General features: G+C 54.8%; 19 protein-coding genes. 14 read left to right on the forward strand and 5 right to left on the reverse strand.

Annotated elements, in window-relative coordinates:
• Positions 1 to 60: 60 nt before the first annotated feature.
• The 3 genes from HHI26_RS12325 (at position 61) to HHI26_RS12335 (ending at position 3,166) form a co-directional block, all read left to right on the forward strand.
• Positions 61 to 1,671: an FAD-NAD(P)-binding protein gene (locus HHI26_RS12325; protein WP_171149185.1), complete on the forward strand. Its 1,611-nt coding sequence runs from the start codon at positions 61 to 63 to the stop codon at positions 1,669 to 1,671.
• Between the two features lie 82 nt (positions 1,672 to 1,753).
• Positions 1,754 to 2,512 (forward strand): hypothetical protein, encoded by a 759-nt coding sequence (locus HHI26_RS12330; RefSeq protein WP_171149186.1) that lies wholly within the window; start codon positions 1,754 to 1,756, stop codon positions 2,510 to 2,512.
• Between the two features lie 117 nt (positions 2,513 to 2,629).
• Complete coding sequence (locus tag HHI26_RS12335) at positions 2,630 to 3,166, forward strand: DUF2058 domain-containing protein (RefSeq protein ID WP_133841633.1); 537 nt, start codon at positions 2,630 to 2,632, stop codon at positions 3,164 to 3,166.
• A 1-nt stretch (position 3,167) separates the two neighbouring features.
• Here the strand turns inward: HHI26_RS12335 and HHI26_RS12340 are convergent, their stop codons facing one another.
• On the reverse strand, positions 3,168 to 3,866 hold the full coding sequence (locus tag HHI26_RS12340) for an RluA family pseudouridine synthase (protein WP_171149187.1): 699 nt from the start codon (positions 3,864 to 3,866) through the stop codon (positions 3,168 to 3,170).
• Positions 3,867 to 4,105: 239 nt separating this feature from the next.
• Between HHI26_RS12340 and HHI26_RS12345 the strand changes: the two genes are divergently transcribed.
• The 7 genes from HHI26_RS12345 to HHI26_RS12375 all read left to right on the forward strand — a co-directional run bounded on the left by HHI26_RS12345 (position 4,106) and on the right by HHI26_RS12375 (position 13,239).
• Positions 4,106 to 5,725 (forward strand): ABC transporter substrate-binding protein, encoded by a 1,620-nt coding sequence (locus HHI26_RS12345; protein WP_241008277.1) that lies wholly within the window; start codon positions 4,106 to 4,108, stop codon positions 5,723 to 5,725.
• A 72-nt stretch (positions 5,726 to 5,797) separates the two neighbouring features.
• Positions 5,798 to 6,763: an ABC transporter permease gene (locus HHI26_RS12350; RefSeq protein ID WP_133841635.1), complete on the forward strand. Its 966-nt coding sequence runs from the start codon at positions 5,798 to 5,800 to the stop codon at positions 6,761 to 6,763.
• Entirely contained in the window at positions 6,760 to 7,686 is a 927-nt protein-coding gene (gene opp4C / locus HHI26_RS12355) for an oligopeptide ABC transporter permease (RefSeq protein ID WP_205945486.1), read from the forward strand. The genes HHI26_RS12350 and opp4C overlap by 4 nt, the downstream gene beginning before the upstream one ends.
• Positions 7,683 to 9,224, forward strand: coding sequence for a Sapep family Mn(2+)-dependent dipeptidase (locus HHI26_RS12360; RefSeq protein ID WP_171149188.1), 1,542 nt, complete (start codon positions 7,683 to 7,685; stop codon positions 9,222 to 9,224). The genes opp4C and HHI26_RS12360 overlap by 4 nt, the downstream gene beginning before the upstream one ends.
• Positions 9,214 to 10,878 (forward strand): ABC transporter ATP-binding protein, encoded by a 1,665-nt coding sequence (locus tag HHI26_RS12365; RefSeq protein ID WP_171149189.1) that lies wholly within the window; start codon positions 9,214 to 9,216, stop codon positions 10,876 to 10,878. Before HHI26_RS12360 ends, HHI26_RS12365 begins: the two co-directional genes overlap by 11 nt.
• Before the next feature lie 112 nt (positions 10,879 to 10,990).
• The gene (locus tag HHI26_RS12370; RefSeq protein WP_171149190.1) at positions 10,991 to 11,356 is read left to right on the forward strand and encodes a hypothetical protein; all 366 of its coding nucleotides are present in this window, start codon (positions 10,991 to 10,993) and stop codon (positions 11,354 to 11,356) included.
• A gap of 191 nt (positions 11,357 to 11,547) precedes the next feature.
• Positions 11,548 to 13,239, forward strand: a complete 1,692-nt coding sequence (locus HHI26_RS12375) for a molecular chaperone HscC (protein ID WP_133841639.1) — start codon at positions 11,548 to 11,550, stop codon at positions 13,237 to 13,239.
• 52 nt (positions 13,240 to 13,291) lie between these two features.
• On the opposite strand, the gene HHI26_RS12380 is transcribed toward HHI26_RS12375, so the two are convergent.
• The 3 genes from HHI26_RS12380 to HHI26_RS12390 form a co-directional block, all read right to left on the reverse strand.
• Positions 13,292 to 15,955 carry a hypothetical protein gene (locus tag HHI26_RS12380; protein ID WP_171149191.1) on the reverse strand — a complete coding sequence of 888 codons (2,664 nt, stop codon included), beginning with the start codon at positions 15,953 to 15,955 and terminating at the stop codon, positions 13,292 to 13,294.
• On the reverse strand, positions 15,952 to 16,659 hold the full coding sequence (locus tag HHI26_RS12385; protein WP_346775680.1) for a DUF1266 domain-containing protein: 708 nt from the start codon (positions 16,657 to 16,659) through the stop codon (positions 15,952 to 15,954). The genes HHI26_RS12380 and HHI26_RS12385 overlap by 4 nt, the downstream gene beginning before the upstream one ends.
• A 261-nt stretch (positions 16,660 to 16,920) precedes the next feature.
• The gene (locus HHI26_RS12390; protein WP_227534701.1) at positions 16,921 to 17,640 is read right to left on the reverse strand and encodes an antibiotic biosynthesis monooxygenase; all 720 of its coding nucleotides are present in this window, start codon (positions 17,638 to 17,640) and stop codon (positions 16,921 to 16,923) included.
• A 401-nt stretch (positions 17,641 to 18,041) separates the two neighbouring features.
• Here HHI26_RS12390 and HHI26_RS12400 point away from each other — a divergent pair, with 401 nt between their 5' ends.
• The 4 genes from HHI26_RS12400 (at position 18,042) to HHI26_RS12415 (ending at position 23,973) form a co-directional block, all read left to right on the forward strand.
• A complete protein-coding gene (locus tag HHI26_RS12400; RefSeq protein WP_133841641.1) occupies positions 18,042 to 18,941 on the forward strand; it encodes a LysR substrate-binding domain-containing protein in 900 nt (299 codons plus the stop codon).
• A 151-nt stretch (positions 18,942 to 19,092) separates the two neighbouring features.
• Positions 19,093 to 19,707 (forward strand): TetR/AcrR family transcriptional regulator, encoded by a 615-nt coding sequence (locus HHI26_RS12405; protein ID WP_133841643.1) that lies wholly within the window; start codon positions 19,093 to 19,095, stop codon positions 19,705 to 19,707.
• A 76-nt stretch (positions 19,708 to 19,783) separates the two neighbouring features.
• Positions 19,784 to 20,893 (forward strand): efflux RND transporter periplasmic adaptor subunit, encoded by a 1,110-nt coding sequence (locus HHI26_RS12410; protein ID WP_171149192.1) that lies wholly within the window; start codon positions 19,784 to 19,786, stop codon positions 20,891 to 20,893.
• Positions 20,890 to 23,973, forward strand: a complete 3,084-nt coding sequence (locus HHI26_RS12415; protein ID WP_171149193.1) for an efflux RND transporter permease subunit — start codon at positions 20,890 to 20,892, stop codon at positions 23,971 to 23,973. The genes HHI26_RS12410 and HHI26_RS12415 overlap by 4 nt, the downstream gene beginning before the upstream one ends.
• Before the next feature lie 228 nt (positions 23,974 to 24,201).
• Here HHI26_RS12415 and HHI26_RS12420 read toward each other — a convergent pair whose 3' ends face one another.
• Entirely contained in the window at positions 24,202 to 25,119 is a 918-nt protein-coding gene (locus HHI26_RS12420) for an alpha/beta hydrolase (protein WP_171149194.1), read from the reverse strand.
• Between the last annotated feature and the right edge of the window lie 44 nt (positions 25,120 to 25,163).

Consider the following 25,163-nt stretch of genomic DNA (forward strand, 5'->3'; position numbering starts at 1 on the left):
GAAAAGAGGTATTCCCGGAAAATAGCTGGATTTAACAACAATAATAAGGCGGGAGCGGCAATGAAAAAGATAGCCATCATCGGGGCGGGGCCAACAGGCATTTATACGTTTTATGCACTGCTGGGCAATCCGCAACCGCTGTCTGTCTCTGTCTATGAGCAGGCCACCGAGGCGGGCGTCGGCATGCCCTACAGCGATGAAGATAACTCGCGGATGATGCTGGCCAATATCGCCAGTATTGAAATTCCGCCTGTTTTTATCACCTATATTGCGTGGCTGCGCACCCTGAGTGACAGCCATCTGGCTCGCTATGGCGTCGAGGCTTCTTCCCTGCATGTGCGGCAGTTCCTGCCGCGGATCCTGCTGGGTGAATATTTCCGTGAACAGTTTCTGGAAATCGTCGCTCAGGCTAAACGTCAGGGTTTTGAAGTCAATATCCATGAAGCGTGCCAGGTGACCGATCTGGAAGCCACCTCCCAGGGCGTGCATATCTGGGCGCAGGGTGAACGCATCCCGGCGCTGTTTGATCTCGCGGTGATTGCCACAGGGCATGTCTGGCCTGATGACAGCAAGGCGACCCGCACCTTTTTCCCCAGCCCCTGGTCCGGGCTCATGGATGCCCGTATTCCCCCCTGTGAAGTCGGCATTATGGGCACGTCGCTGAGTGGCATTGATGCGGCAATGGCAGTGGTGGCTCAGCATGGGACATTTAAAGAAGGCGATGACGAACAGATAACCTTCAGACTGAATAAGGGAAGTGAGCGGCTGAACATCACGCTGATGTCGCGCACAGGCATCCTGCCGGAGGCCGATTTTTATTGCCCGATCCCTTATGAACCGTTGAGCATCGTCACGCCAGAGGCCATCGAAAACGCCATTGCGGAGGGAGCGGACGGCCTGCTTGACCGGGTGTTCGGGCTGATGGTTGAGGAGATGGCACAAAGCGATCCGGCCTGGAGCCAACATATCTCGCTGCGGACGCTGGACGTCGACGGTTTTTCCGCAGCCTGGTTCGCCGATCGGCATCAGCATGACCCTTTTCACTGGGCCTGCGCCAATCTTAATGAAGTCGAGCGCAATAAGCGCGAAAAACACACGGTGGCCTGGCGTTATACCGTGCTGCGTTTACACGAAGCCGTTGAAGAAATCGTCCCTTTTCTCAATGACAAAGACGCGAAAAGATTCAACGGTGGTCTGGCCCGTGTGTTTATCGATAATTATGCCGCCATTCCATCACAATCGATCCGTCGACTGCTGGCGCTGCGCGAAGCCGGGATCATCAGCATCCAGGCCCTCGGGCAGGATTATCATCTGCACGAAGATGACAACCAGACCGTGATTTCCGCTAAAGGGCAAACGCGGGTGTTTGATGTCTTTATTGATGCCCGCGGGCAAAAACCGCTGAAGACCCGTGACCTGCCATTTCCGACGTTGCGCGCCCAGTTGCAGTCCTGTGGGGATGATATTCCTGACGTCGGCAACGATTACACGTTGCTGTCGCCGGAGAGTGCACGGGGGCGCATTGCGTTTGGTGCCTTGCCTTATTTAATGCACGATCGGCCTTTTGTACAGGGCATTACCGTCAGTGCGGACATTGGTGCGGCGATAGCGAAGGCGGCCCTGGAGCCACCCTCACGCACGCGCAGGCGACTGCGTTATATCGACATCTGACGTGCCTGCGTTGATTACTGCTTTGCATCGCCTGGCGTATTCTTCATAATCCCTTGATACGCCATCATTATTTGAGAGCACTATGATCAGGTTTTGGGTTCCGTTTCTGGCCGTGGCATCGGCATCCCTTCTGGCGGCTGAGGTGCCATCTTCCATCAGGCCGCTGGCATTGACGGCGGTGAAAAGTGGCAGCGATCAGTACAACAGTCTGTGTGCCGCTTTAAAAGATCGCTGTAACGCCGGGAAAGAAACCACCTTATGGAAGAGCAAGGCCGATGCGAACACCGTCTATTTAATCAATTCCTCCCCCGAGTTGATGAAGATTGAGAAAACGGGCAGCACCTGGCGCGTGAAAGGAACGTGGGATTTTAGCCCGTATCATCACAGTCACAGTGATAAGAACGAGGGTGATGATGAGCTGTCTGCAAACGGTGTCACACTCTATCCCGCGTTATATCCCCTGAGTAAAAGCCAGCAGGCGGTTGCCCTGGTGTCGCAATGGTCGACGGGATATTCGGGCGGCGGGCGTGAAGAAAATTACGCCGACTTTATGCAGTTGAATGATGACGGAAGTTACAACGCCGCCTTCAAAGATATTCTGTTTTCCTCCCGTGAAATGATCCGGGCCTGTTTCTCTGAACAGGATTATGCCCGCAAGTCCCATTGTCACGATGAGAGCTGGCGTGTTTTGCAGTTGAAAATACGGGACCAGGGGAAGGCGTACTATGCCTGGGAGTTCATCACCAAATCTTCCGACTGGCCGTCGTTTACCGATAAGTCTGAGATAACCACCACCGTCAGTCGGGAAGTGAAAGTGCCGTTTGCAGAGAGTGCGCAGTAGCAGAGTAAACAGCCTGTGGGGTCATCCGGCAAGGCTGGCTATTTTGGCGCAACCTGGTACAGCTCTAAAAATTAAAGGTATAATCCCCCGCATTATTCACCTGATTTAGAAGCGAACATGACAAAACTCACCTTACAAGAGCAGATGCTGAAAGCGGGATTAGTCAGCAGCAAAAAAATGGCCAAAGTTCAGAGAACGGTCAAAAAATCTAAGGCTCAGGCCCGTGAGGCCAGAGAAGCGGTAGAAGAGAATAAAAAAGCGCAGATTGAGCGGGATAAGCTGCTCAGTGAACAGCAGAAGCAGGCGGCGTTATCGAAAGAGTATAAAGCGCAGGTGAAGCAGCTGATTGAGATGAACAAAGTCGACATTGCCAAAGGCAACATTGATTTTAATTTCACCGATAACAACCTGATTAAGAAAATCGCCGTCGATAAGGCCACGCAAGCTCAGCTTATCAGCGGTCGCCTTGCCATTGCACGTTTGCTGGGCAACAGCGGCGAAAGCGAATACGTCATCATTCCCGCCGTGGTCGCCGATAAGATTGCGCAGCGCGATGCAGGCAGCATCGTGTTAAATAGCGCCCTGAGCCTGGAAGAGCAAAACGAAGACGATCCGTATGCTGATTTCAAAGTGCCTGATGATTTGATGTGGTAAATCAGAACGGCGAGGCATTGCAGGCGTTGATCGGCTCTTCGCTGATCGGATGAACAAAATGTAATTCACTGGCGTGCAGCATCATCCGCGGCGTCAGTTCGGTGCCTGGCAACAGGCGACCGCCATACAGATCGCAGCCCAGAATCGGGTGGCCCAGCTGCTGGCAGTGAATGCGTAGCTGGTGGGTGCGCCCGGTCTCCGGGGTGAGCTGTACCCGCGTCACAGGCAGTAACGTCCCGTCTTCCTGTTCCCGAACAATGCGCTCAACAACCCGATAGCGGGAGCGGGCGGGTTTACCGTGGATGGCACAAATCGACATCAGCGGGAACAGCGCCGGATCGCGGGTAATCGCCGCATCAATGATCCCTTCATCATTATCCAGATGCCCGCACAACAGTGCGCTGTACACCTTGGTCACCGTACGCTGGCTGAACTGCTGGCAAAGGGCGGCATTGATCGCCTTATTGCGTGCAATCAGCATCAGCCCGGAAGTGCCGAAATCAAGCCGGTGGATCAGGGTGCAGCCGGGGAAAAGCTGTACCAGCCGGTGATGCACTGAATCGAGATTGAGCGGATTTTTCCCCGAGAGGCTGAGCAGCCCGGCGGGTTTATTGATCAGCACCAGGTGATCGTCCTGATACAGGACTTCAATCTTGTCATGGCAGGGTGGGGCAATAAAGGTATCGAAAATCACAGACATCAGGCTGCCCCGGTAGCGAGTGGGAGCGGATAATAACGAATTTTCAGCCAGCTGGCGAATCTGGCCGTGCGCCCGTGGGCGTCAGCGTGCCGTCACCTCACTTGCAACATAATCAGATAACCATTACCAATCATTCTATTTGCTTGTGTTTGTTTCAAACAGTAACGTTGTTAAAAATAGCGTATTAACGATGGGCTTATTATTAATTTACCTCTGGAAGTAAAATGACGGGGTGAATTATGACAACTTTATCTGGGGTGGGAATGAAGGGATTTTCAAAAGCCATTGCTTTTGCGGCAATGAGCCTGACGGCGTTTAACGTTGCAGCGGCAGAGAATAACAACAGTAATAATATTATTCGCTACGCAATATGGAGCAATCCCAGCGGTAACTTCCATCCCACGCTTTATTTTACTGACTACGATCGCGCGGTTATATTCACTCTGTTTGGCCGCTTGTTTACCCTCGATGAACAGCAAAACCCAAAACCGTCTCTCGCTGAAAAATATGACTACTCGGCTGACGGAAAAACACTGACGCTGCATTTAAAACCGGGCGTGAAATGGCATGATGGCACCGCGTTTACCGCGGAAGATGTCTATTTTACCTATGCCACCGAAGCCGATGCGGGCTTCCCGAAAGACACCCCTGGCTTTGTCAAACACCTGGTGGGTTACGAGGATTACCATATGGGTAAAACGGACCGTTTAGCGGGCATCAAGGTGATTGACGCGCAAACCCTGAGCTTCACCTTTGTAGCCCCGTATGCTGCGGCCTTCTCTCACTTTGCCGACCGTCCTGTGCTGGCCCAACATATCTGGAGCAAAGTCCCGGTTAAAGAGTGGAATAAAGCGACTGACCTGCTGCGCAACCCGGTCGGCACCGGCCCTTACAAGTTTGTCGAGTTTCTCCCGGATCAGTACGTCAAGCTGGAACGCAACGACGACTATTACGGCGGAAAACCGAAAACCAAAACGCTGATATTTAAAGTCTCTAACGCACAGACGGTACAGAATGAGCTGATCAATGGCGACGTTGATATTGCTGAACTCTCATCATGGAATGGCCGCGATTTACAGACGTATAAAAATGCCGGCATTCAGATTATTGAGCAGCCGGGCGTAGGTGCACAGTATTTATCACTGGATACGCGCAATAAAAATCTGTCCGATCGCCGGGTCAGACAGGCGCTGGTCTATGGCATTGACCGACAGGCGATTATCGATAAATTACTCTACGGTCACGCTCAGATATTCAATACCAAAGATAATCCGCACAGCCCTTACTACCCTAAAGCGTTAAATAATTATGCCTATAACCCTGAAAAGGCGAAGGCGTTATTAAAAGAAGCCGGTTGGGCAGACACCAACGGTGATGGCGTTGTCGATAAAGACGGCAAAGATTTCACCCTAACCATTAACTACCCGACAGGGAACCGCACCCGCGAACTCACCGCACCCGTTATTCAGCAAAACCTGAAAAAAATCGGCATCAACGTGGTGCTTAACGTCGCCGACTTCAACGCCACGCTCTCTATTTTGCAGGACAAAGCGCAAGTCTACGATGGCGTGTTGATGGGAGGGACTTTCAGGCCTGGCGAATATGATAACAACTTCTGGTGGGAACGATTCTCCACCCCACAGCTGGACGCTTTCGCCAGTCAGTTTAATGCCACCATCGACCGTGACGCCCTCAAGACCAGCGTTGGCGGGTGGTTAACCGGGATTAATGAAGAAGTGCCGCACGTCTGGCTCTACATCCCCAATATCGGCTACGCCCTGAGTAAGCGAATAACAAGCTATCACTCTTACCCTTATGAACCTTTCGCCGATGTCGCTGGCTGGAGCGTAAAACAGTAACGCATTGCACGGTACAGGGTTTTACAGAGCACCTCTTCTGTAAAACCCGTTCACTTCAGCACGGGATTTTTTATGTTCAGGGTTATTTTTCACAGGTTACTGATCGCTGTTCCGGTGCTTATCGGCATCTCGCTGCTGGTCTTCTTCTTAATACAGTTACAGCCCGGCGATCCGCTGGTCGGCATGATCTCGCCCGAAACAACGCCAGAGCAGAAACAGGAAATGCTGCGTCAGGCTGGCTACCTGGACCCGATATGGCTGCAATACTTGCGCTGGGCTTCGCGAGCGATGGTGGGTGACTTCGGTTACTCCTTACAGAGTGGGGCACCGGTACTCACGCTTATCGGTGAACGGGTCTTCAACACGCTATTGCTGGCGGGCAGTTCGCTGTTGATCACCTTAATCGTGGCGCTGCCGCTGGGGATTTATCTCGGTCTGCGCCGTGGTGCTACGGCGGATATCGCGGTCTCGCTGTTGTCTTTTGTCATCCTCTCCATTCCGGTATTTTTTATTGCCATTTTACTGGTGAAAGTCTTTGCCATGAATCTGCGCTGGTTTCCCGTTTCGGGCGTCTCTACGCTGGGCAGTCACCTTACCGGTTTTGATCATATTGTCGATGTGGCTAAACACCTTGTTTTGCCCGCAGTCACGCTGGCGTTAGGCAACATCGCTATTTTTAGCCGTTACCTGCGTTCCAGCATCAGCGAGTTAATTAACCAGAACTTTATCAAGGCGCTGTTCGCCAGGGGAATGAGGCGATCGGGCGTGATCTATCCGCATTTGCTGAAAAATGCCGCCAAACCGCTGATTACCGTGGTGGGGATGGAGATCCCGGCGCTGCTCTCGGCAACGCTGCTGACCGAGATTATCTTTAACTGGCCGGGCATCGGACGTCTGAGTTTTGATGCTATCCAGTCACGCGATTTTCCCCTGTTGATGGGCATTGTGCTCTTTCTGGCGGTGATCACTTTAGCCATCAATATCCTCGCGGATATTCTCTATGCACTCGCCGACCCGCGAGTAAGGCTGACCCGATGATGCTGAACCATGATGACGCGGCTCTGCGGCCGCGAACCCGGCTGCATCCCCTGCTGAAGGATCACTATTTCGTCAGTGGATTGATTCTACTGACGCTGCTTGCTGCTTTTTCCCTCTTCGCGCCCTGGCTGACACCCTACAACCCCGATGATATGGATCTCTACAATATTGAGGCACCGCCCGGCAGCGAACACTGGCTGGGTACCGATGAGATTGGCCGCGATGTCTTCTCGCGGCTGCTCTACGGCGGCCGCGTATCCATCATGGTCGCGCTGGCCGCGGTGCTCTTTCAGGCGGCGATCGGCATCGTACTCGGCAGCATCGCGGGCTATAAAAGCGGTGTGGCCGATATGATCATTATGCGCATCACCGACATCATCATGTGTTTTCCCTTTTACGCGATGGCGATAACTCTCGCCGCCCTGCTGGGTGCCAGCGTCTGGAACGTGATTCTGATCATCGGCGTGCTTCACTGGACGGGCATCGCCCGGCTGGTGCGCGCTGAACTGCTGTCGCTGCGCGAAAGCGGCTATGTTCAGGCCGCAAAATCCATGGGCGTGAGCAGCTTCACGATTGTCTGGCGGCATTTGCTGAGGAATGCCTGCGCGCCCATCGTCGTAAATCTTACCCTCGCGGTGGCGAATGCGATTCTTGCCGAAGCCGCGCTGAGCTTTATTGGGCTGGGCGTCAAACAGCCGCAGCCGTCATGGGGCAACATGCTGTCGGCGGCGCAAAGTATCAGAGTCATTGATGACGAATGGTGGCTGTGGATCCCCCCCGGCTTAACTATTGTGTTGATGGTATTGGCGATCAACTTTATCGGCGAGGGGCTTGCCCGGGTGTTAAATCCACGGCCTGCGGTCCCGGTGAAAGATATCCACCTTCACTCGCTGAAACTCTCCCAAAAAAGGAAAAGCGCATGAGTCAGTCACTGCAGGAAAAAGGCTTTACCGGAAATCTCTCCGCAGAGGAGACCGCTTTTTCGGAAAAAATTGAACAGTGGTTTGAGCAACACCGTGAAGAATTCATTCAGGACCTGCTGCAATGGGTGGCTTATCCGAGCATTGCCGATGAGAAATTAGCGCAGGACGGCAAACCCTATGGTAACGAGGTGGAAGCGATTTTCCAGCACGTTAAAGCGCAGGCGGAGAAGCTGGGCTTTGCCACCGAAGCGCATCAGGGGCACGCGCTGTCTGTGCTGGCGGATAACCGCAACGCGACCCAGGATTTGGGGCTGATCTCGCATCTTGATGTTGTGCCACCTGGCGATAACTGGACCTTTGCGCCGTTCGAACCGTTCCACAAACAGGGTTTCGTTATTGGCCGCGGGGCATCGGATAACAAAGGCCCGGCGCTGCTGGACCTCTACCTGCTGCGTGCCTTCCGCGATCTCGGCGTCTCCCTGCATCACAAGCTGCGCGTGATCTACGGGGGCGCAGAAGAAATTGGTATGGGCGACATGAAATACTTCGCGAAAAACGGGCCGGTTCCGCGCTTTTCCGTGATCACCGATGGCGCATTCCCCGTCAACTATGCGCAAAAAGGCGGTCTGAACCTGATTTTACAGATCCCGACCGGCCCGGTGTTATCCCGTCTGTCGGCGGGCGTGGCGGAAAATGCCGTTCCGGCCAGTGCGACACTGCGTTTGACCGCGACGGACATTGCCACCGTTGACAGCGCGCTTGCCCGATTACCGGCCGGGCTGCGCGAATCGCTGTCGATTACGCCTGACGGCAGCGATGTGCTGCTGGTATCGCATGGCAAATCCGGGCACGCCGCCTTTCCTGAAAACACGCAAAATGCCATCCCGCTGCTGCTGAATGCCGCCGTGGGTGCCGGGCTGCTGGTTGATGCAGATCTCAATGCGGCAACGCTGATTGCGCAGCTGCTGGCCGATCCCTGGGGGCACGGAGCGGGTATTGCCTTTGAAGATGAGCAGACCGGTAAGCTGACGTTGAACGGGGGATTAGCGATCCCGAATGCGCACGGTGTGGCGATCTATCTGGATATTCGCTATCCGATTTTTACCGATAAAGACGGTTTGCTGGCGACGCTGAAACAGACCATTGCGCCGCTGAACGGCAGCTTAACGATCCTGCGTGACGACGTGCCGATGCATGTGGATAAAGACAGCCTGCTGGTGCAGCGCTTGCAGCAAACCTATGACGCGATAGCGGACGCCAAAACCGACCCTTACACCATGGGCGGCGGCACCCATGCGCGGGTATTGCCGAACGCCATCACCTTTGGCCCGGGATTTGGCCGGGGTGCATCGGCGTTGTTTAACGGTGAAAACGTCAGCGAGCGCCCTGACTTTATCCCTGACGGGCATGGCTCTCCGCACGGCCCTGACGAGTTTGTGTCGATTGAAAACCTGAAGCGCGCGTTTAAAGTCTATGCGATCGCCATTCCGCGGTTAGACAGCTGGCTGGCGCAGGGATTAATCGACAATGCCGGATAACACACCGTTACTCCGCATTGAAGGGCTGTCCGTGTGCTATCCGGGGCAGGACGCAGGCGTGACCGCAGTGGATCAGGTCAGCCTGAGTCTCGCTGCCGGAGAAATACTGGCCGTCATCGGCGAGTCGGGGGCCGGAAAATCGGCCATTGCGCAGGCGATCCCAGGGTTATTACCGGCGAATGCCATCGTTTCCGGCAAGATCCTGTTTCAGGGTATCGATCTGCTGAGGTTAAATCGCACTGAACTTTCCGCCCTCAGAGGGCGGGAGATCGCGATGATATTTCAGGACCCGACGTCATCGCTCGACCCGGTTTTCTCCGTCGGAGCCCAGCTGGATGAGTCGATTGCCTTGTGCGATCCGTCACTCAAGGCACCACAGCGTAAGGCGCGTGCCATTGAGCTGCTGTCGCAGGTGGGTATTCCGCAGGCGGATAAACGCCTGAAGAACTACCCTCATCAATTCTCAGGTGGCCAGATCCAGCGCATCATGATCGCGATGGCACTGGCCGGGCGCCCGAAGATGCTGATTGCCGATGAGCCTACCACTGCGCTGGACGTCACCACTCAGCAGGAAATACTCGACCTGCTGTTCAGCCTGAACCAGCAGTCCGGTATGGCGCTGCTGCTGATCACCCACGACATGGGTGTGGTCGCCGATATTGCGCAGCGGGTGATTGTGATGCGGCACGGGAAAATTGAGGAAAACAGCGCGGCAAAAACCCTGTTCCGTACGCCTGAAAGTGCCTATACCCGCCAGCTGCTGGCGGCGATCCCATCATCCACATCAACGCCGGTCGCCGTTGAGGAAACGTTTGAGGCACTGGTGCAGGTGGATGACGTGCACATCAGTTATCCGGCAGGGTTTGGCAAGCGGCATAACATTGTTAATGGCGTCTCTTTTAACATCGGCAAAGGCGAGTTTCTCGGCCTGCTGGGGGAGTCCGGATCGGGGAAGACCACCCTGGGTCGCAGCCTGCTGGGCATCATTAAACCGGACCAGGGAACGCTGACGCTGGCGGGTGAGGCGATTTATCATCCCAGCCGCACGCGCAGCAAAGCGATGAAATCGCAGGTCGGGGCTATTTTCCAGAACCCGCTTAGCTCGCTGAATCCCCGCATGACGCTCGGCCAGTCGATTGCTGAACCCTTACGCACGCACACCACGTTAAAAGAGGCGGCGATCCTCAAGCGGGTGACGTCATTAATCACGGAGGTTGGGCTTCCCGCCGAATGGCAGCAGAAATATCCGTATGAGATTTCAGGCGGGCAGTGCCAGCGCATTGCGATTGCCCGTGCGCTGGCGCTGAACCCGCAGCTATTAATTGCTGACGAACCCACCTCGGCACTGGATGTCTCTATCCAGGAAAGCATCCTCACACTGCTGCGCAATCTGCAAAAGGAGTATCAGTTTGCCTGCCTGTTTATCAGCCACGACCTGGCGGTGGTGCGCAGCCTTTGCCAGTCGGCGCTGGTATTGAAAGACGGTCATGTGGTTGAGCAGGGGCGGGTCAGTGAGTTGTTCTCCCGGCCTGCCAGTGACTATACGCGATCGCTGATCGACAGCATTCCTTTTGCCGATCCGCAGCATCAGGAAAATAAACGCCGCCAGCGAGCGCCGTGGCTATTTGCTCACCCCTGGGAACTTGTGACATGACAGTGCCGTGTCAGTGTTTTTATAGAAAGAGGATGTCGCACAGGATAATATTTACCGCGTCACCCCACTTATTTACCCTCAGCCCTGGATTGTTTAATAACAGGGAAATGTGATGGAAAACGGTTTTAGTATTGCCATGACCCCGGTGCAACTGGCCGCAGTCATGAAAAAATATGAAACGTTGGCGGTTTTCTTAACAACATTTATGGGCGCAGATGCAGATGCTTATGGCAATAGTTATAGTGAAATTGTTGATGCATCAACACATCTTCTCCCAGGTTTAGTTGATGACCTTGTAACAGAAGTTTCTATTTACATTGAGGAGCATCCAGATAATGAATCTGCGGCTTCCACTCTTAATGAAATCACCCGGCTGGAATCTGGTTATTTGTCTTATCTCTATCCATCAGCGATTGAATTTCTGCATTGGCTATTAGGCTATCTGAAACAAAAGCGTGATGAGCATAACGCCAGATAAACTTCAACGGTCCACGTTCTTGTGGGCCACTGTTACCCTGTCCCCCCTGAACCTGGCAGCAGTCTGTCAGCAGGCGCCTGCAATTTCACTCGGCTTGATACAGTATGGTGACTCTGCTGTGTGACAAAGGCTTCTATAATTCAATATGATTGAATAAAATCGATGGAACACATCATTGATGAGAAAGAATCATGACGGAACTGAAGATGGCTGTCCCTGCGATCGGTATTGATTTAGGCACCACCAACAGTTTGATCAGCGTCTGGCAGGACGGCCAGGCACGGCTGATCCCCAATGCGCTGAATGAATATTTAACACCGTCGGTGGTGAGCCTGGATGACGATGGACAAATGCTGATTGGCCGCCCGGCACTGTCGCGTCTGACCACCCATCCGCAGCGCTCAGCGGCGCTGTTTAAGCGCTTTATGGGCAGTAAGAAACAGTTTCGGCTTGAGACACAAACCTTTGATGCGCCCGAGTTATCGGCGCTGGTGCTGAAATCCCTGAAAGCGGATGCTCAGGCTTACCTTGGTCATGACATTTCCGACGTGGTGATCTCGGTGCCTGCCTATTTCAGCGACGAACAACGCAAACAGACCCGCTTTGCCGCAGAACTGGCAGGGCTCAATGCTGTCAGGCTGATTAACGAACCGACCGCCGCCTCCATGGCCTACGGGTTGCATACCCAAAATACCGGCCGCACGCTGGTCTTTGATCTCGGCGGGGGAACCTTTGACGTCACGGTGCTGGAATACGATCTGCCGCTGATCGAGGTGCATGGTTCGGCTGGCGACAATTATCTGGGCGGTGAAGATTTTACCCAGGCGATGATTGATGCCTGTCTCCGTGAGTGGAAGCTCAACGCGGAGACAATCCCCGCGACCGAACTGGCGCGCCTCTCCGATTGTGCTGAACAGCTAAAATGCCAGCTCGGTCAGCATAATGCCCCGAATCAGTTGAGCTGGCAGTGGCAGGATAAGGCGTGGACGCTCTTGTTTGATGAAGAGAAACTTGAACAGATCTGGTTGCCGCTGATGACGCGTCTGCGAGCCCCGATAGAACAGGCGCTGCACGATGCCCGTCTGCGGCCGGAGCAGCTTGATCATCTGGTCCTGGTCGGCGGTGCATCGCGTATGCCGGTGATTCAGAAGCTGGTGGTGAAACTGTTCGGGAAGTTGCCTCACCAGCATCTGGACCCTGCCACCATTGTTGCGCTCGGTGCCGCCGCACAGGCCGCCTGTCGCTTGCGTAATGAAGATATTGAAGAGGTGATCCTCACCGATGTCTGCCCTTATACGCTCGGTATTGCCACCGCCAGCGAGCAAAGGAGCGGGATATTTTCCCCGATCCTTGAGCGTAATACCGTTGTACCGGCGTCACGGGTGGAGACGTTCACGACCCGTCACGTCGAACAGACGTTTATCCGCATTGCTATCTATCAGGGTGAGAATCCCCTGGTCGCCAACAACATTTTTATCGATGAATTACAGGTGCCGGTCAAACCCAACGGCGCGTTACAGAATATCGACGTGCGCTTCAGTTATGACATTAACGGATTGCTGGAAGTGGATGTGCATTTGCCCGAAAGCGGTGAGTCACTAAGTAAAGTGATCGACCACAGCCCGATTGGCCTCAGCCCGGAACAGCAGCAGCGCAGCCGTGAACGGTTAACAGCGGTGAAAATTCATCCCCGCGACACGCTGGTGAACCGCAACTTGCTGGCGCGTCTGGAGAAATCCTGGGCGCAATCGCTGGGCGATACCCGTGGACAGATTGGCCTGTGGTTAGAAGAGTTTGAAATGGCGTTAGCCAGCCAACAGGAAAGCCGTATCGCGCCATTGCGTCAGCAACTGGAAGGCATGCTCAAGGACATGACGCTGTAAAACCAAAAAAATATGCCGCCCGTGAACCAGGGCGGCATACTCACCTTTCCGACTATTTCTTTCGCCGCCAGCCGGGCGGAGGGCCAAAGCGGTTTGGCTCAGGCATCCCGCGTTTGAACAGATACATCCCCAGCAGTTTCAGCACCGGAATTTTAATCTCTTTCAGTTTATCCGCAGAGGCCAGGCCTAAATCCCGTCCACGGCGCACGATCGCGCTGTAAACGTTCATCACCACCAGCAGCGCTGACAGCGCGGTATTCGCCAGCTGCCCTTCAGCGACAATCGCGTTTACCAGCAGGATAGCGAGCTCGCTCCCCAGCACAATCTGCAATATCAACCCCACCCGACCCAGGCGTGAATTAACCCGCCAGAACTGCCAGAAATAACTGCGGCGCTGCGGGTACTGTGCGAACGCATTCTGACGGCGGGTATTGACTTGCAGCATCGTCGCTGCCGCTAAGCGCAACGCGATATCCATCGCGGGGTCGTCAGCACAGTGCCCGGCAGCGGCACTCAGTTTAGCATCCAGCAAATATTCCGGATTGCTGCCAAGCTGATGGATCCCCAGGGCGATTGCCGACGCGTCGCTTGCCCCGCTGGCAACCGTGTCGTCTGTCGGGAATACCGGCAACTGGCGTAACAGCAATTGCTGCTTAAACGCGGCTGCTTCTGGCGAGCTGGCGGTGAGGGCCTCCAGAGCATCCAGATTGTCCTGTGCATACTGCGCATTGTCATGCGACAGGAAAACCGCGTGGTACAGGGCCTGATATGCGAAGGGGGATTGCTCCAGCCGTGACTGCCACTCGGCTTGATAACGATAGAAATAGTGAGCCGAGTTAGATGAGAGCTCTTCACGCCGCGCAATATACTCTTCGATACTGACGGGTAGCCGGGTCCAGCAGTTGAAATGCAGCGAGTTGTTCAGGTCCAGATGGCTTTTGAGCTGGCCAACTTCATCACCCTGAGCCGGGTCAATTTGGGTAAATACCTGATACATCGACCAGAAGGGGTGCTGTTCATCCAGCGGGAAATCCTTCAGCTGGCTGAGCAGGGAAATGTTGCCGATATCCAGTTCGAGCATTGTCTCCAGCAGCATCACCTGACGCAGCGCATCGTGCGGCGGCGTCTGGTCCTCTTCCGGCAAGGCAATATTGGCATGACCGAGGAGATAGCACAGCCAGCTGGTATGCGCTGGCAACACGCTCTCGCCATACGCCGGATGTTGCGCCATCCTGGACAGGCTGTGAGGGGGAAGCGGGCGCCAGTGCCACAACCAGGCGATGCTCTGTTTCCAGGCGGCACCCTCGCTGTCGGCGAAAATCTCAGGCAGCGGCGTCTCTTCTGGCGCAGATAACCACGCGCTGAAAGCCGCCAGCACCGGTGAATCCTGAAGCCACGCCAGGCGCAGTGCGGCCTGGCGCTGCAGACCGCGTAAGATCAGCGCTTCCAGCGGTGCCGTGGGAAGCGGCTGGTCAAGGATCGCCTGTAATAAGGCTTCATTGCCCATCGTTAACATGCTGGCCTGCCAGTAGAGGTGCAGCAGTGTATCCGAGCCATCGACCTGCAAAAGATGCGGGAACATCACCTGCGCGCGATAGCGGCCTGATTTCCAGCTGATGAAGTCAGTGGTGACAGGGGACACATCCACAGGTATCGTTTCGGCCCAGCGCACCAGCGTTTGAGGTGATTGTGCCTGCGGCCGATAAGCAGTTTCCTCCTCGTCGGTGGCGGAGGCCGCCGGTGGAACATCCGGGCGGTCAAAGGCCTGAATCAGCAGGGGCAGGTAATCCGGAGAATGGCTGGCACACCACGCCAGCAGCCATTGTTCGGCTTCGGCATGCTGGTACTGTTCATGCAGGATGAGCCACAGCGGGAAGGCTGTGTCATGATCCCCCATCATACTGCAGTGGCTGGCGCTCAGATAAAGCCACTCAGGGTCATCCGGATGGCGTTCCTGTTGCCGCAGGCAGTAGTCACGCACCTCCGCGTTAGAATCTGCCGCGACATTAAACCAGCGTGCTACCTGTTTCATCAGGCGTGGACACGATGGCCAGTAAATCACACGCGGTTCTCTCAGCAGATGCCGCAACCAGCCCGTCGGTTGTTCCCAGTAAAAGTGCCGAATCTGATGGAAATAACCCAGCGTTTCGTCCTGTGCTGCCAGACTGAGAGGGGCCAGCGTCGAAAGATCGAAAATGTCGCCGCCCTCGGCAAAGTTCAGTAAGTCGTCCGCCCGTGCGCCCATGTCCTGATCAAGTTCCTGCAGACGCATGCGCCATTGCAGGCGGTTAGCCAGCAGTAGCAGGCAGTCGGCCGAGACAAAATTCACCTGCAAAACGGCCTCCAGTAACGGCCAGCGGAGCTGGTCGATGGTGGCGACGGGGTGAGCGTCGAGTTGGCTGATAAACCGCAGCCAGTTGATCGGCAGATAACGCTCAGCGGGGGAGGCGATCAGTTGGCTGAAGGCATCAAGCAGGCCCGTGGGATCGGCTGAGGGGGTTTCTGGCGAGGGGGCTGGTGGCGCAAACGGCATCAGGGTGGCGGGTTCATCCACGCCTTTACGCGCCTGTTCATAGGCATCACGCAGACGCTTAAACCCTTCCGGATTGCTTTCCGGGTGGCAGGTGGGCAGCAGGTCGCGGTAGGCCTGGCGAATCACCTGCTGATCCTGCGTCGGTTCAATGCCCAGGGTTTCCCAACATGACGGGTTACTCATAGATCCATCTCCGGCAATGATGCGGGTTTCTCAATTTCATTCATCGCGATGTGCCACGGCAGTTGGGATACCGGGCTATCCGGATGCGTGTAAAGCTGGCGCATTAATTCAATATTGGTGGTGCTACCGGCGTCTGCGCTCAAGGCATAACGCCGGGCATCGGCGTTGGAAGCGTTGAGTGACTGCCAGTAGAGCCTTCCGATGATAAACCCGGCGTTATAGCGCTGCCAGCTGGTGTAATAGTAACGGGCTCGCGCTGCCAGACGGCTGTGCAACCACAGGTTTTCTTCAGGCGTTATCCAGCCGTTAAGCAGCGCGATACGGCAAAGGAAGCCCATTCTTGCCAAATCCCAGGCGCGGATCCCGCCATCACCGCACATCACGGCGCTGTCAGCCACCAGTGCCAGCAGGGGCTGTACGTCCGGCGCCTGATGCGCCCCATAATCCTGCCACTCGCTCAGGCTCAGGCGGTGCCAGAGCCTGAAGTAATGGGCCAGATCGTCCGCGTGGCCGTTGTCGCTCATCCTGACAATCATCTCAAACAGCTCTTCACGGGAATCAATGCCCCAGCTGTCACTCAGATCCACGCCGGTATCAAACGGATAAAACTGATCGCAGTCGTAGGCGGCACCCGCTCCGGCATTTATCGCCACCATCGGGGCTGAAAGCGCGAGCAACCAGCGCCGTGCAGAATCATCAATCACTGAGCATTTCTCCGGTAGGGGGTATCCGCTATCCATTTGAAAAAAGTGCGCTTAGGTTACATGAAATGTTTCTGACGGTTAATTTTTAGTTGAATCAATTCATTGTTGTACTACAACCCTCCACCCCTCATGTAAGGCGTATTAATCCTCTTTTTTCATTTGCATTCGTCACATCTGCAAGTACAAGCGACATTGCCGCTGCCGCAATGACCTTTTTCATGTTAGCGCCTCTCCTGTTGTCTGAACGGCTAAGCTGAAGCCTCACTCAACAAACCGTATTTCGCCTTTATTTCGCAGAGAGAGCGGGGCGACAGGGAGGGATTCTTTGCTGACGGCCATGTGTGCTGTCTGCGCGATGTAGTCCCGAAAGTGCGGTGTCTGCCTGTGTTGCTGATAAGCCGCCTCGCTGGCGTAAATTTCATAAAAATACCAGCGGTACTTATTGTTCACATCCGTTGCGGCATACATAGCAAGAACGCCTTGCTCAATTCTGATGGACTCCGCCATTTCAGGAAGAACAATACGTTTAAATGCCTCCTGAAATTCAGGTTTCACATCGACAACCACCAGATTATTGATGGTTCCTGAATTTTGTATCACGGGCTTATCGCTGAGAAATTGTGGTGTTAACTTTATCTGATGCTTCTGGTTGATTATTTCAGGGGCATGGGCAATAAATTTCTTATATTGCGCAGAATTAAGGTGATGGTGATAAGCCTCTATGTTTTTATATATTTCAACCATGTAAGCCTGTTGCGGATGATCCTTATGCTTGAGGGCGTACATCGCCAGCGTCCCCGCTTCCTCGTCGAGTGACGTGGAAATCGTGTCCCTTGCCATTTCATCATATTGCGGGTTTTTATCGGGTTTCACGCTGAGCTCAAAAATGCTCATTACCGGGCTGTGCGGAGAATTCGTTGCTTTCGCGATGACGGAACTGCTCATCATCAGACTGAGGGTCATTACGCCAATGTTTTTCACAGATAACCTTTATCATCGAGGGTTAATATTCATATAACGGAAAATCACTTTTTCAGTCGTGCGATAAACTGCCTACCTGGCAGCAGCCACTTCTCGCAGAATGGTTGCATTACCGATGGATGAACTCAGGTCAGGATGGCTGGAAATAATCAGAATATTATTCATTCGCTTTTGTACACCTCACGGATAATGCGTTGCGCATTCTGGTTGTCACGATAATCCCGCATATCAGCCTCCAATTATCCAGACATAGAACTCGCATTTCAGTCTCCCGAATTGGCTCTCAGATTGAACAGATGGGAAGTATAAGTTCACTTTTTCGGGAAGATTAGGCCATCATTGACTTAAGGATATTTAGTCTGTATCTAACAATCAGGTGGCTATTGTTTGAGGATGACGCTATGAATAACGCCATTTATAACCAGATACGTATTTTTCAAAGTATTGCCCGGGAAGGCAGTATCTCAGCGGCCGCTCGTAAGCATGAAATTACCCCTCCCTCTGTGAGCCATGCCCTGAAGTTGCTGGAGCAACACATTGGGCATCCGCTTTTTGTACGAACCACGCGGCGCATTGAGCTGACCGATATCGGGCAGCAGTTGCTTGAGCGAACCGCAGTAGCGATGGATTCGCTTGAGCAATCGTTGCAAAGCATCCGCGATCAGAATCAGGAACCGTCAGGTCTGGTGAGGATTACCCTCTCTCGCTTCGCGTATTTGCTGATACTCAAACCCGTGATGGCCGCATTTTGTCAGCAGTATCCGGGTATCCAGCTAGAGATTTCGGTTTACGACGGCACTGTGAATATCATTGACGATCGCTTCGACCTGGGGATCCGCTTTGGCGATATTTTGGATGGCGGCGTAGTGGCACGCCCGTTAATGAAGCCCTTCAGGGAAGGGCTGTATGCCTCATCTGCCTATCTTGCCGAGTACGGTACGCCTGAGGCACCCGCCGATCTCTATCAGCACAAGCTTATCGGGTATCGCTTCATCACCAACAACCGAATTCTGCCCCTGATCCTGGATGACCACGGGGAGCAGTTGACCGTTGAGATGCCCGGCCAGTTAATCAGCAATGATATTGAGGTGATGGCTGACGGAATACGTAACGGGCTGGGGATTGGAAGGTTATTTGAACCTATTCACCGGTTACAACCGGATCGGGAAAAACTGATCCCCGTGATGGAGCGCTACTGGAAAACATACCCACCGGTTTATGTCTATTACCCGAAAAGCGCGGGTAAAACGAAACGAGTAAAGACATTGATTGATTTCCTCATCACAACCACCGGCGGGTAAAAACGTGCTCAGATCCGTTCTTCGTTTAAGGCATTAACACCAGGAGTACGGAGGGGGAACATTGATATTCCTTGAGTCAATTTTGAGGAGTGACTACATTACCAAATGGTCACTCGTTGTCAATCAGGGCTCATTGAGCTAAGCTGGAAAAATGACTAAACATATAAATGTACATGCCCCAAGGGGGCCATCGGATCACGGTGTTCGCGATCAGGTTGTGGACGCGGCCACAGAGCATTTCGGGCATTTTGGCTATGAAAAAACCACCGTCTCCGATTTGGCAAAAGCGATAGGTTTTTCAAAAGCTTATATCTATAAATTTTTTGATTCCAAGCAGGCGATCGGCGAGGTGATCTGCACCAACCGGCTGGCGATGATCATGGCGATTGTCAATTCAGCGATTGCTGATGCGCCGTCAGCTTCCGAAAAATTGCGGCGTTTATTCAGAGCACTGACTGAAGCCGGCAGTGATCTGTTTTTTCACGATCGCAAGCTTTACGACATTGCTGCCGTCGCGGCGCGGGACAAGTGGCCGTCAGCAGAGGCTCATGAAGAACGGTTGCGAAAACTGATTGAGCAAATCATTGTTGAAGGGCGGCAAGCGGGAGAATTTGAACGTAAAACCCCGCTGGACGAGGCGGCTCATGCGATATATCTGGTCATGCGGCCTTACATCAGTCCTGTCCAGTTACAATACAATCTGGAAACAGCACCGGCTGCGGCTACGCTCCTGTCCTCACTGATCCTGAGAAGTTTGTCACCCTAAAAAGGTGACTATTGACATTATTGGTCACTAGTCTGAGAATGCGGTTACTCTCCTGTTAACGTAATGAAGGGAACCCATGCTCAGGCTTAATCCTGCCACCTTTGCCGTTTGCCTGTTGCCACTTGCCCTTGTGGCCTGCGGTGACACTTCCGTCACCGACGACCCTCGTACTCAGCCTCCTCTGGTCAGGTCTGCGACCGTGGTGAGTGCTGCCGATGTCTCCCGATTATTTACCGGCGTTGTTGTCGCCCGGATTCAAAGCGATCTCGGTTTCAGAGTGCAAGGCAAAATCCTTGAACGTCTGGTCGATACCGGCCAGACCGTTAAACGCGGCCAGCCATTGATGCGTCTGGATCCGGTTGACCTGAGCCTGCAGGCGCAGGCTCAGCAACAGGCCGTCGCGGCGGCACGGGCTCGTGCAAAACAAACGTCTGCTGACGAGGCGCGTTACCGCGGGCTGGTTGCGGGCGGTGCCGTATCGGCATCGGCCTACGATCAGATCAAGGCCGTTGCCGATACGGCGAAAGCCGAACTCAGTGCGGCCCAGGCACAGGCGAATGTGGCGCAAAACGCGACGGGCTACGCCGTGCTGCTGGCGGATGCCGACGGCGTGGTCATGGATACGCTGGCTGAACCCGGTCAGGTTGTCAGTGCCGGTCAGCCGGTGGTTCGTCTGGCCAGAGCAGGGCAGCGCGAGGCCATCGTGCAGTTGCCCGAGACGCTACGCCCGGCTGCCGGAAGCGAGGCCGGGGCAACGTTGTACGGCACCGGTAAACAGTCCGTCCCTGCGAAACTGCGGCTCCTTTCCGATGCGGCAGATCCACTCACACGTACCTTCGAGGCAAGATATGTGCTTGAGGGGGCACTGGCGAGCGCGCCTCTGGGATCCACCGTTACCCTTCATATTGCAGACGATAAATTACCGGGCCAGGTGATGCAGGTGCCTTTAGCGGCCATCTATGATCCGGGCAAAGGGCCGGGGGTCTGGGAGATTTCGGGTAAGCCCGCCAAAGTGTCATGGCGGCCTGTGCAGGTGCAGGGATTGGGTGACGATGCGGCGAGGGTGACCGGTTCCCTTAAGCCGGGAGAGCAGGTGGTCGCCCTGGGAGCGCATCTGCTGCATGACGGTGAGGCCGTACGCATGGCCGAACAAAGCGATGCCCGCGTCGCCGGGAGCCAGCCATGAGCGGGGGGCGATTCAATCTTTCAGCGCTCGCCGTGCGTGAGCGCTCAATCACGCTGTTCCTGATTATCCTGATTACTGTGGCCGGTATTCTTTCATTTTTTGAACTGGGACGGGCTGAAGACCCGCCGTTTACGGTCAAGCAGATGACCATTATTTCTGCCTGGCCGGGCGCCACCGCGCAGGAGATGCAGGATCAGGTGGCTGAACCGCTGGAAAAGCGGATGCAGGAGCTGAAGTGGTATGACCGCACTGAGACCTACACGCGTCCCGGTCTGGCTTTTACCATGCTGTCACTGCAGGACAGCACGCCGCCGTCACAGGTGCAGGAAGCGTTTTATCAGGCACGTAAGAAGCTCGGCGATGAGGCCAAAAACCTGCCGGCAGGCGTGATCGGGCCGATGGTCAATGATGAATTCTCCGACGTGACCTTTGCGCTCTTCGCGCTGAAGGCGAAAGGGGAGCCACAGCGGCTGCTGGTGCGCGATGCGGAAGCCTTGCGCCAGCGAATGTTGCATGTGCCGGGGGTCAAGAAGGTCAATATCATCGGCGAACAGGCCGAACGCATCTTTGTTTCGTTCTCGCATGACCGGCTGGCCACGCTGGGTATTTCGCCTCAGGATATTTTCTCCGCCCTTAACAGCCAGAACGTCCTGACGCCCGCGGGTTCGATTGATACCCAGGGGCCGCAGGTCTTTATCCGCCTGGATGGTGCCTTCGACACACTGGAAAAAATCCGCAAAACGCCCATCGTTGTGCAGGGCAGGACCCTGCAGCTTTCTGACGTAGCCACCGTTGAGCGTGGCTATGAAGACCCTGCAACCTTTAAGATCCGCAATCAGGGTGAACCGGCGCTGCTGCTGGGCGTCATCATGCGCGACGGCTGGAACGGTCTGGAGTTGGGTAAGGCGCTGGATACGGAAATGGTCAACATCAATGAGGGCATGCCGCTGGGCATGACCCTGACCAAGGTCACGGATCAGTCAGTCAACATCAGCTCCGCCGTTGACGAGTTTATGATTAAATTCTTTGTCGCGCTGCTGGTGGTGATGGTGGTGTGCTTCGTCAGTATGGGATGGCGCGTGGGCGTGGTGGTGGCCGCAGCGGTGCCGTTAACGCTGGCGATCGTCTTCGTGGTGATGGAGGCTTCCGGCAAAAACTTTGACCGCATTACCCTGGGCTCGTTGATCCTGGCTCTCGGGTTACTGGTCGATGATGCCATTATCGCCATCGAGATGATGGTGGTGAAAATGGAAGAGGGCTACGACCGCGTCAAAGCGTCGGCCTATGCCTGGAGCCACACGGCGGCCCCGATGCTGGCGGGCACGCTGGTCACTGCCGTCGGTTTCATGCCCAATGGTTTTGCCCAGTCCACCGCCGGCGAATACACCAGCAACATGTTCTGGATTGTCGGTATCGCCCTGATTGCCTCCTGGGTTGTGGCGGTCGTGTTTACGCCTTATCTGGGCGTGAAAATGCTGCCCGACATCAAAAAGGTTGAAGGGGGACACGCTGCTATCTACAACACCCGCCATTACAACCGTTTTCGCCGTGTACTGACCCGCGTGATCGCGCGCAAGTGGATAGTGGCTGGCACCGTTATTGCCGTCTTTACGGTAGCGATTCTCGGTATGGGACTGGTGAAAAAACAGTTTTTCCCTACCTCCGATCGTCCGGAGGTGCTGGTCGAAGTGCAGATGCCTTATGGCACCGCGATTGAACAGACCAGCGCCACGACGGTGAAAATCGAAGCCTGGCTGGAAAAGCAAAAAGAGGCAAAAATCGTCACATCTTACATCGGCCAGGGATCGCCACGTTTTTATCTGGCGATGGCACCCGAGCTGCCCGATCCGTCGTTCGCGAAAATTGTCGTGCTGACGGACAGCCAGGAAGCGCGCGAAGCGCTCAAGTTCAGACTGCGTGAGGCAGCGGCCAGCGGCCTGGCGCCTGAGGCGCACGTGCGCGTGACGCAGTTGGTGTTTGGTCCGTATTCACCGTATCCGGTGGCTTACCGTGTTATGGGGCCGGATCCGACTCAACTGCGCGAAATTGCAGGCAAAGTCGAAAAGGTGATGCAGGCCAGCCCGATGATGAGGACCGTCAACACCGACTGGGGGCCGCGTGTACCGGCGCTGCATTTCACCCTCAATCAGGACCGCCTGCAGGCGGTGGGGCTGACATCGAATGCGGTCGCGCAGCAGCTTCAGTTCCTGCTTTCTGGGGTTCCTGTTACCGCTGTGCGTGAAGATATTCGTTCGGTGCAGGTCATGGGGCGGGCGGCAGGAGATATCCGGCTCGACCCGGCCAAAATAGCGGGCTTTACCTTAGTGGGCTCTGCCGGCCAGCGCATTCCGCTGTCGCAGATCGGGGAGGTTGAGGTGCAAATGGAAGATCCTGTTCTGCGCCGTCGCGATCGTACGCCAACTATGACTGTGCGGGGGGACATTGCCGAAAACCTGCAGCCGCCGGATGTTTCAACGGCAATGATGACAGCGTTGCAGCCGATCATCGATACACTTCCGGCTGGATACCGCATCGAGCAGGCGGGTTCTATTGAAGAATCCGGGAAAGCCACCCAGGCGATGGCACCGCTGTTCCCGATCATGATCGCCATGACGCTGTTGATTATTATCCTGCAGGTGCGGTCGATGTCGGCGATGGTGATGGTCTTCCTCACCGCGCCACTGGGGCTGATTGGCGTGGTGCCCACGCTGCTGCTGTTCAATCAGCCGTTTGGCATCAATGCGCTGGTCGGACTCATTGCGCTATCGGGCATCCTGATGCGTAACACCCTGATCCTGATAGGGCAGATCCATCACAACGAACAGGAAGGGCTGGCACCCTTCCATGCGGTGGTGGAGGCAACGGTGCAGCGAGCCCGGCCGGTGCTGCTCACGGCAATGGCCGCCATTCTGGCGTTTATCCCACTGACGCACTCGGTGTTCTGGGGCACGCTGGCTTATACCCTGATTGGCGGAACCTTTGGCGGCACCATCATCACGCTGGTCTTCCTGCCTGCCATGTATGCCATCTGGTTCAGGATACGGCCCGATAAGGGGGAGTTTACCGAAAACAAAGCCTGACATGATGCCAGCAGACGGGCATGACACCATGATGCTTTAATCAGGATGCTAAGCAGGGATCCGGTCAGCGAGTGTGACCGGTTTACCATCAAAAAAACCTCATGCCGCGATGCCTTTCACTTAAGCGGAGCGGCAAGTGGGTTCACCGGATCGCTGTTTTTGGCAGCTATATCTGCTGGCCGGACTTAGCTGCAGCTCCAACGTCAACTTGATGTGTAGCAGCATCCTTTATTGATTTAAGAATGACTCAACCGCGCTGGAAAAACGTTCTGGCTGATCAAGCATGACAAAGTGAAAACTGTCATCGATACGCGTGAAATGGATATCAGATGCAGATGCAGATGCATAGGCTTTACGGTACATCGCATCCACGCTGGCTGCAGGAACCCCGAATAAGGCGTCATACGCGTACACGACCTCAATCGGCGCTCTAATGCGTCCAAGCTCGGGGCGCAAATCGGTAATCATCAATTCATACACGGTATCCGCAACGGTTTTGCGATCAGAATGGATCCCCGCAGCCACCAGAGCAGGCCTCACAGCCTCGGTCTTAGCTAAACGGGCGATAGATGTATTCTGAGACTCTTTGATTTGTTCCGGCGACTGCCCCAGTAGCCAATCCCGCGTGGCTGTGGCATGCCGGGCAGCGGTTTTGGTGGTCGCCGCAGGGTCAATCATCAACGTATAGAACGGCAAGGCATCGACGATCATCAAACGACCGACCAGGTCGGGATGACGGGCCCCCAGCATCAATGCAATCTCCCCTCCAAGAGAATGGCCAATGATCACCGGTGCTTTTATGTGCTGGGTGTGAATGTAATCAGCAATGGCGTCAACTGCCGGAGCGATGACCTTTCCCTCAGGATTGGAAATGGCAGGCGTACTTGCAAAGCCCGCAAGTTCAACAAGATGAATACGGTGGCTCCTGCGTAAAGTTGATGCTAATTCGGCCCAAACTTCGCGAGACGACGCCAGCCCCGGAATCAATATGACATCCGTTCCTGAACCTTCCGTCTGTACAGAGATACGCTGCGAGTTCGGATGTTCAGAAGGTACGGACAAAGACTGAGTTGCGGACGCTGAGACCACGACTGACATCAATAAAAGAGCCCCTCCGATCGTGGCTCGAATATTTACGGTAAGCATGCGTTTAGTCCTTGTTATTTTATCCCTGATAAACCAGGTCAAGC

It is taken from the genome of Erwinia sp. JH02 (genome assembly GCF_013074405.1).
GTDB classification, from domain to species: Bacteria; Pseudomonadota; Gammaproteobacteria; order Enterobacterales; family Enterobacteriaceae; genus Erwinia; species Erwinia rhapontici.

Excerpts from the sequence above, each read along its gene's own strand:
- HHI26_RS12335 (WP_133841633.1), top strand. The coding sequence starts at position 2,630 with ATGACAAAACTCACCTTACAAGAGCAGATGCTGAAAGCGGGATTAGTC.
- HHI26_RS12420 (WP_171149194.1), bottom strand. The coding sequence starts at position 25,119 with ATGCTTACCGTAAATATTCGAGCCACGATCGGAGGGGCTCTTTTATTG.
- HHI26_RS12400 (WP_133841641.1), top strand. The coding sequence starts at position 18,042 with ATGAATAACGCCATTTATAACCAGATACGTATTTTTCAAAGTATTGCC.
- HHI26_RS12345 (WP_241008277.1), top strand. The coding sequence starts at position 4,106 with ATGACAACTTTATCTGGGGTGGGAATGAAGGGATTTTCAAAAGCCATT.
- HHI26_RS12415 (WP_171149193.1), top strand. The coding sequence starts at position 20,890 with ATGAGCGGGGGGCGATTCAATCTTTCAGCGCTCGCCGTGCGTGAGCGC.
- HHI26_RS12340 (WP_171149187.1), bottom strand. The coding sequence starts at position 3,866 with ATGTCTGTGATTTTCGATACCTTTATTGCCCCACCCTGCCATGACAAG.
- HHI26_RS12365 (WP_171149189.1), top strand. The coding sequence starts at position 9,214 with ATGCCGGATAACACACCGTTACTCCGCATTGAAGGGCTGTCCGTGTGC.
- HHI26_RS12405 (WP_133841643.1), top strand. The coding sequence starts at position 19,093 with ATGACTAAACATATAAATGTACATGCCCCAAGGGGGCCATCGGATCAC.
- HHI26_RS12360 (WP_171149188.1), top strand. The coding sequence starts at position 7,683 with ATGAGTCAGTCACTGCAGGAAAAAGGCTTTACCGGAAATCTCTCCGCA.
- HHI26_RS12330 (WP_171149186.1), top strand. The coding sequence starts at position 1,754 with ATGATCAGGTTTTGGGTTCCGTTTCTGGCCGTGGCATCGGCATCCCTT.
- HHI26_RS12410 (WP_171149192.1), top strand. The coding sequence starts at position 19,784 with ATGCTCAGGCTTAATCCTGCCACCTTTGCCGTTTGCCTGTTGCCACTT.
- HHI26_RS12325 (WP_171149185.1), top strand. The coding sequence starts at position 61 with ATGAAAAAGATAGCCATCATCGGGGCGGGGCCAACAGGCATTTATACG.
- HHI26_RS12380 (WP_171149191.1), bottom strand. The coding sequence starts at position 15,955 with ATGAGTAACCCGTCATGTTGGGAAACCCTGGGCATTGAACCGACGCAG.
- HHI26_RS12350 (WP_133841635.1), top strand. The coding sequence starts at position 5,798 with ATGTTCAGGGTTATTTTTCACAGGTTACTGATCGCTGTTCCGGTGCTT.
- HHI26_RS12375 (WP_133841639.1), top strand. The coding sequence starts at position 11,548 with ATGACGGAACTGAAGATGGCTGTCCCTGCGATCGGTATTGATTTAGGC.
- opp4C (WP_205945486.1), top strand. The coding sequence starts at position 6,760 with ATGATGCTGAACCATGATGACGCGGCTCTGCGGCCGCGAACCCGGCTG.
- HHI26_RS12370 (WP_171149190.1), top strand. The coding sequence starts at position 10,991 with ATGGAAAACGGTTTTAGTATTGCCATGACCCCGGTGCAACTGGCCGCA.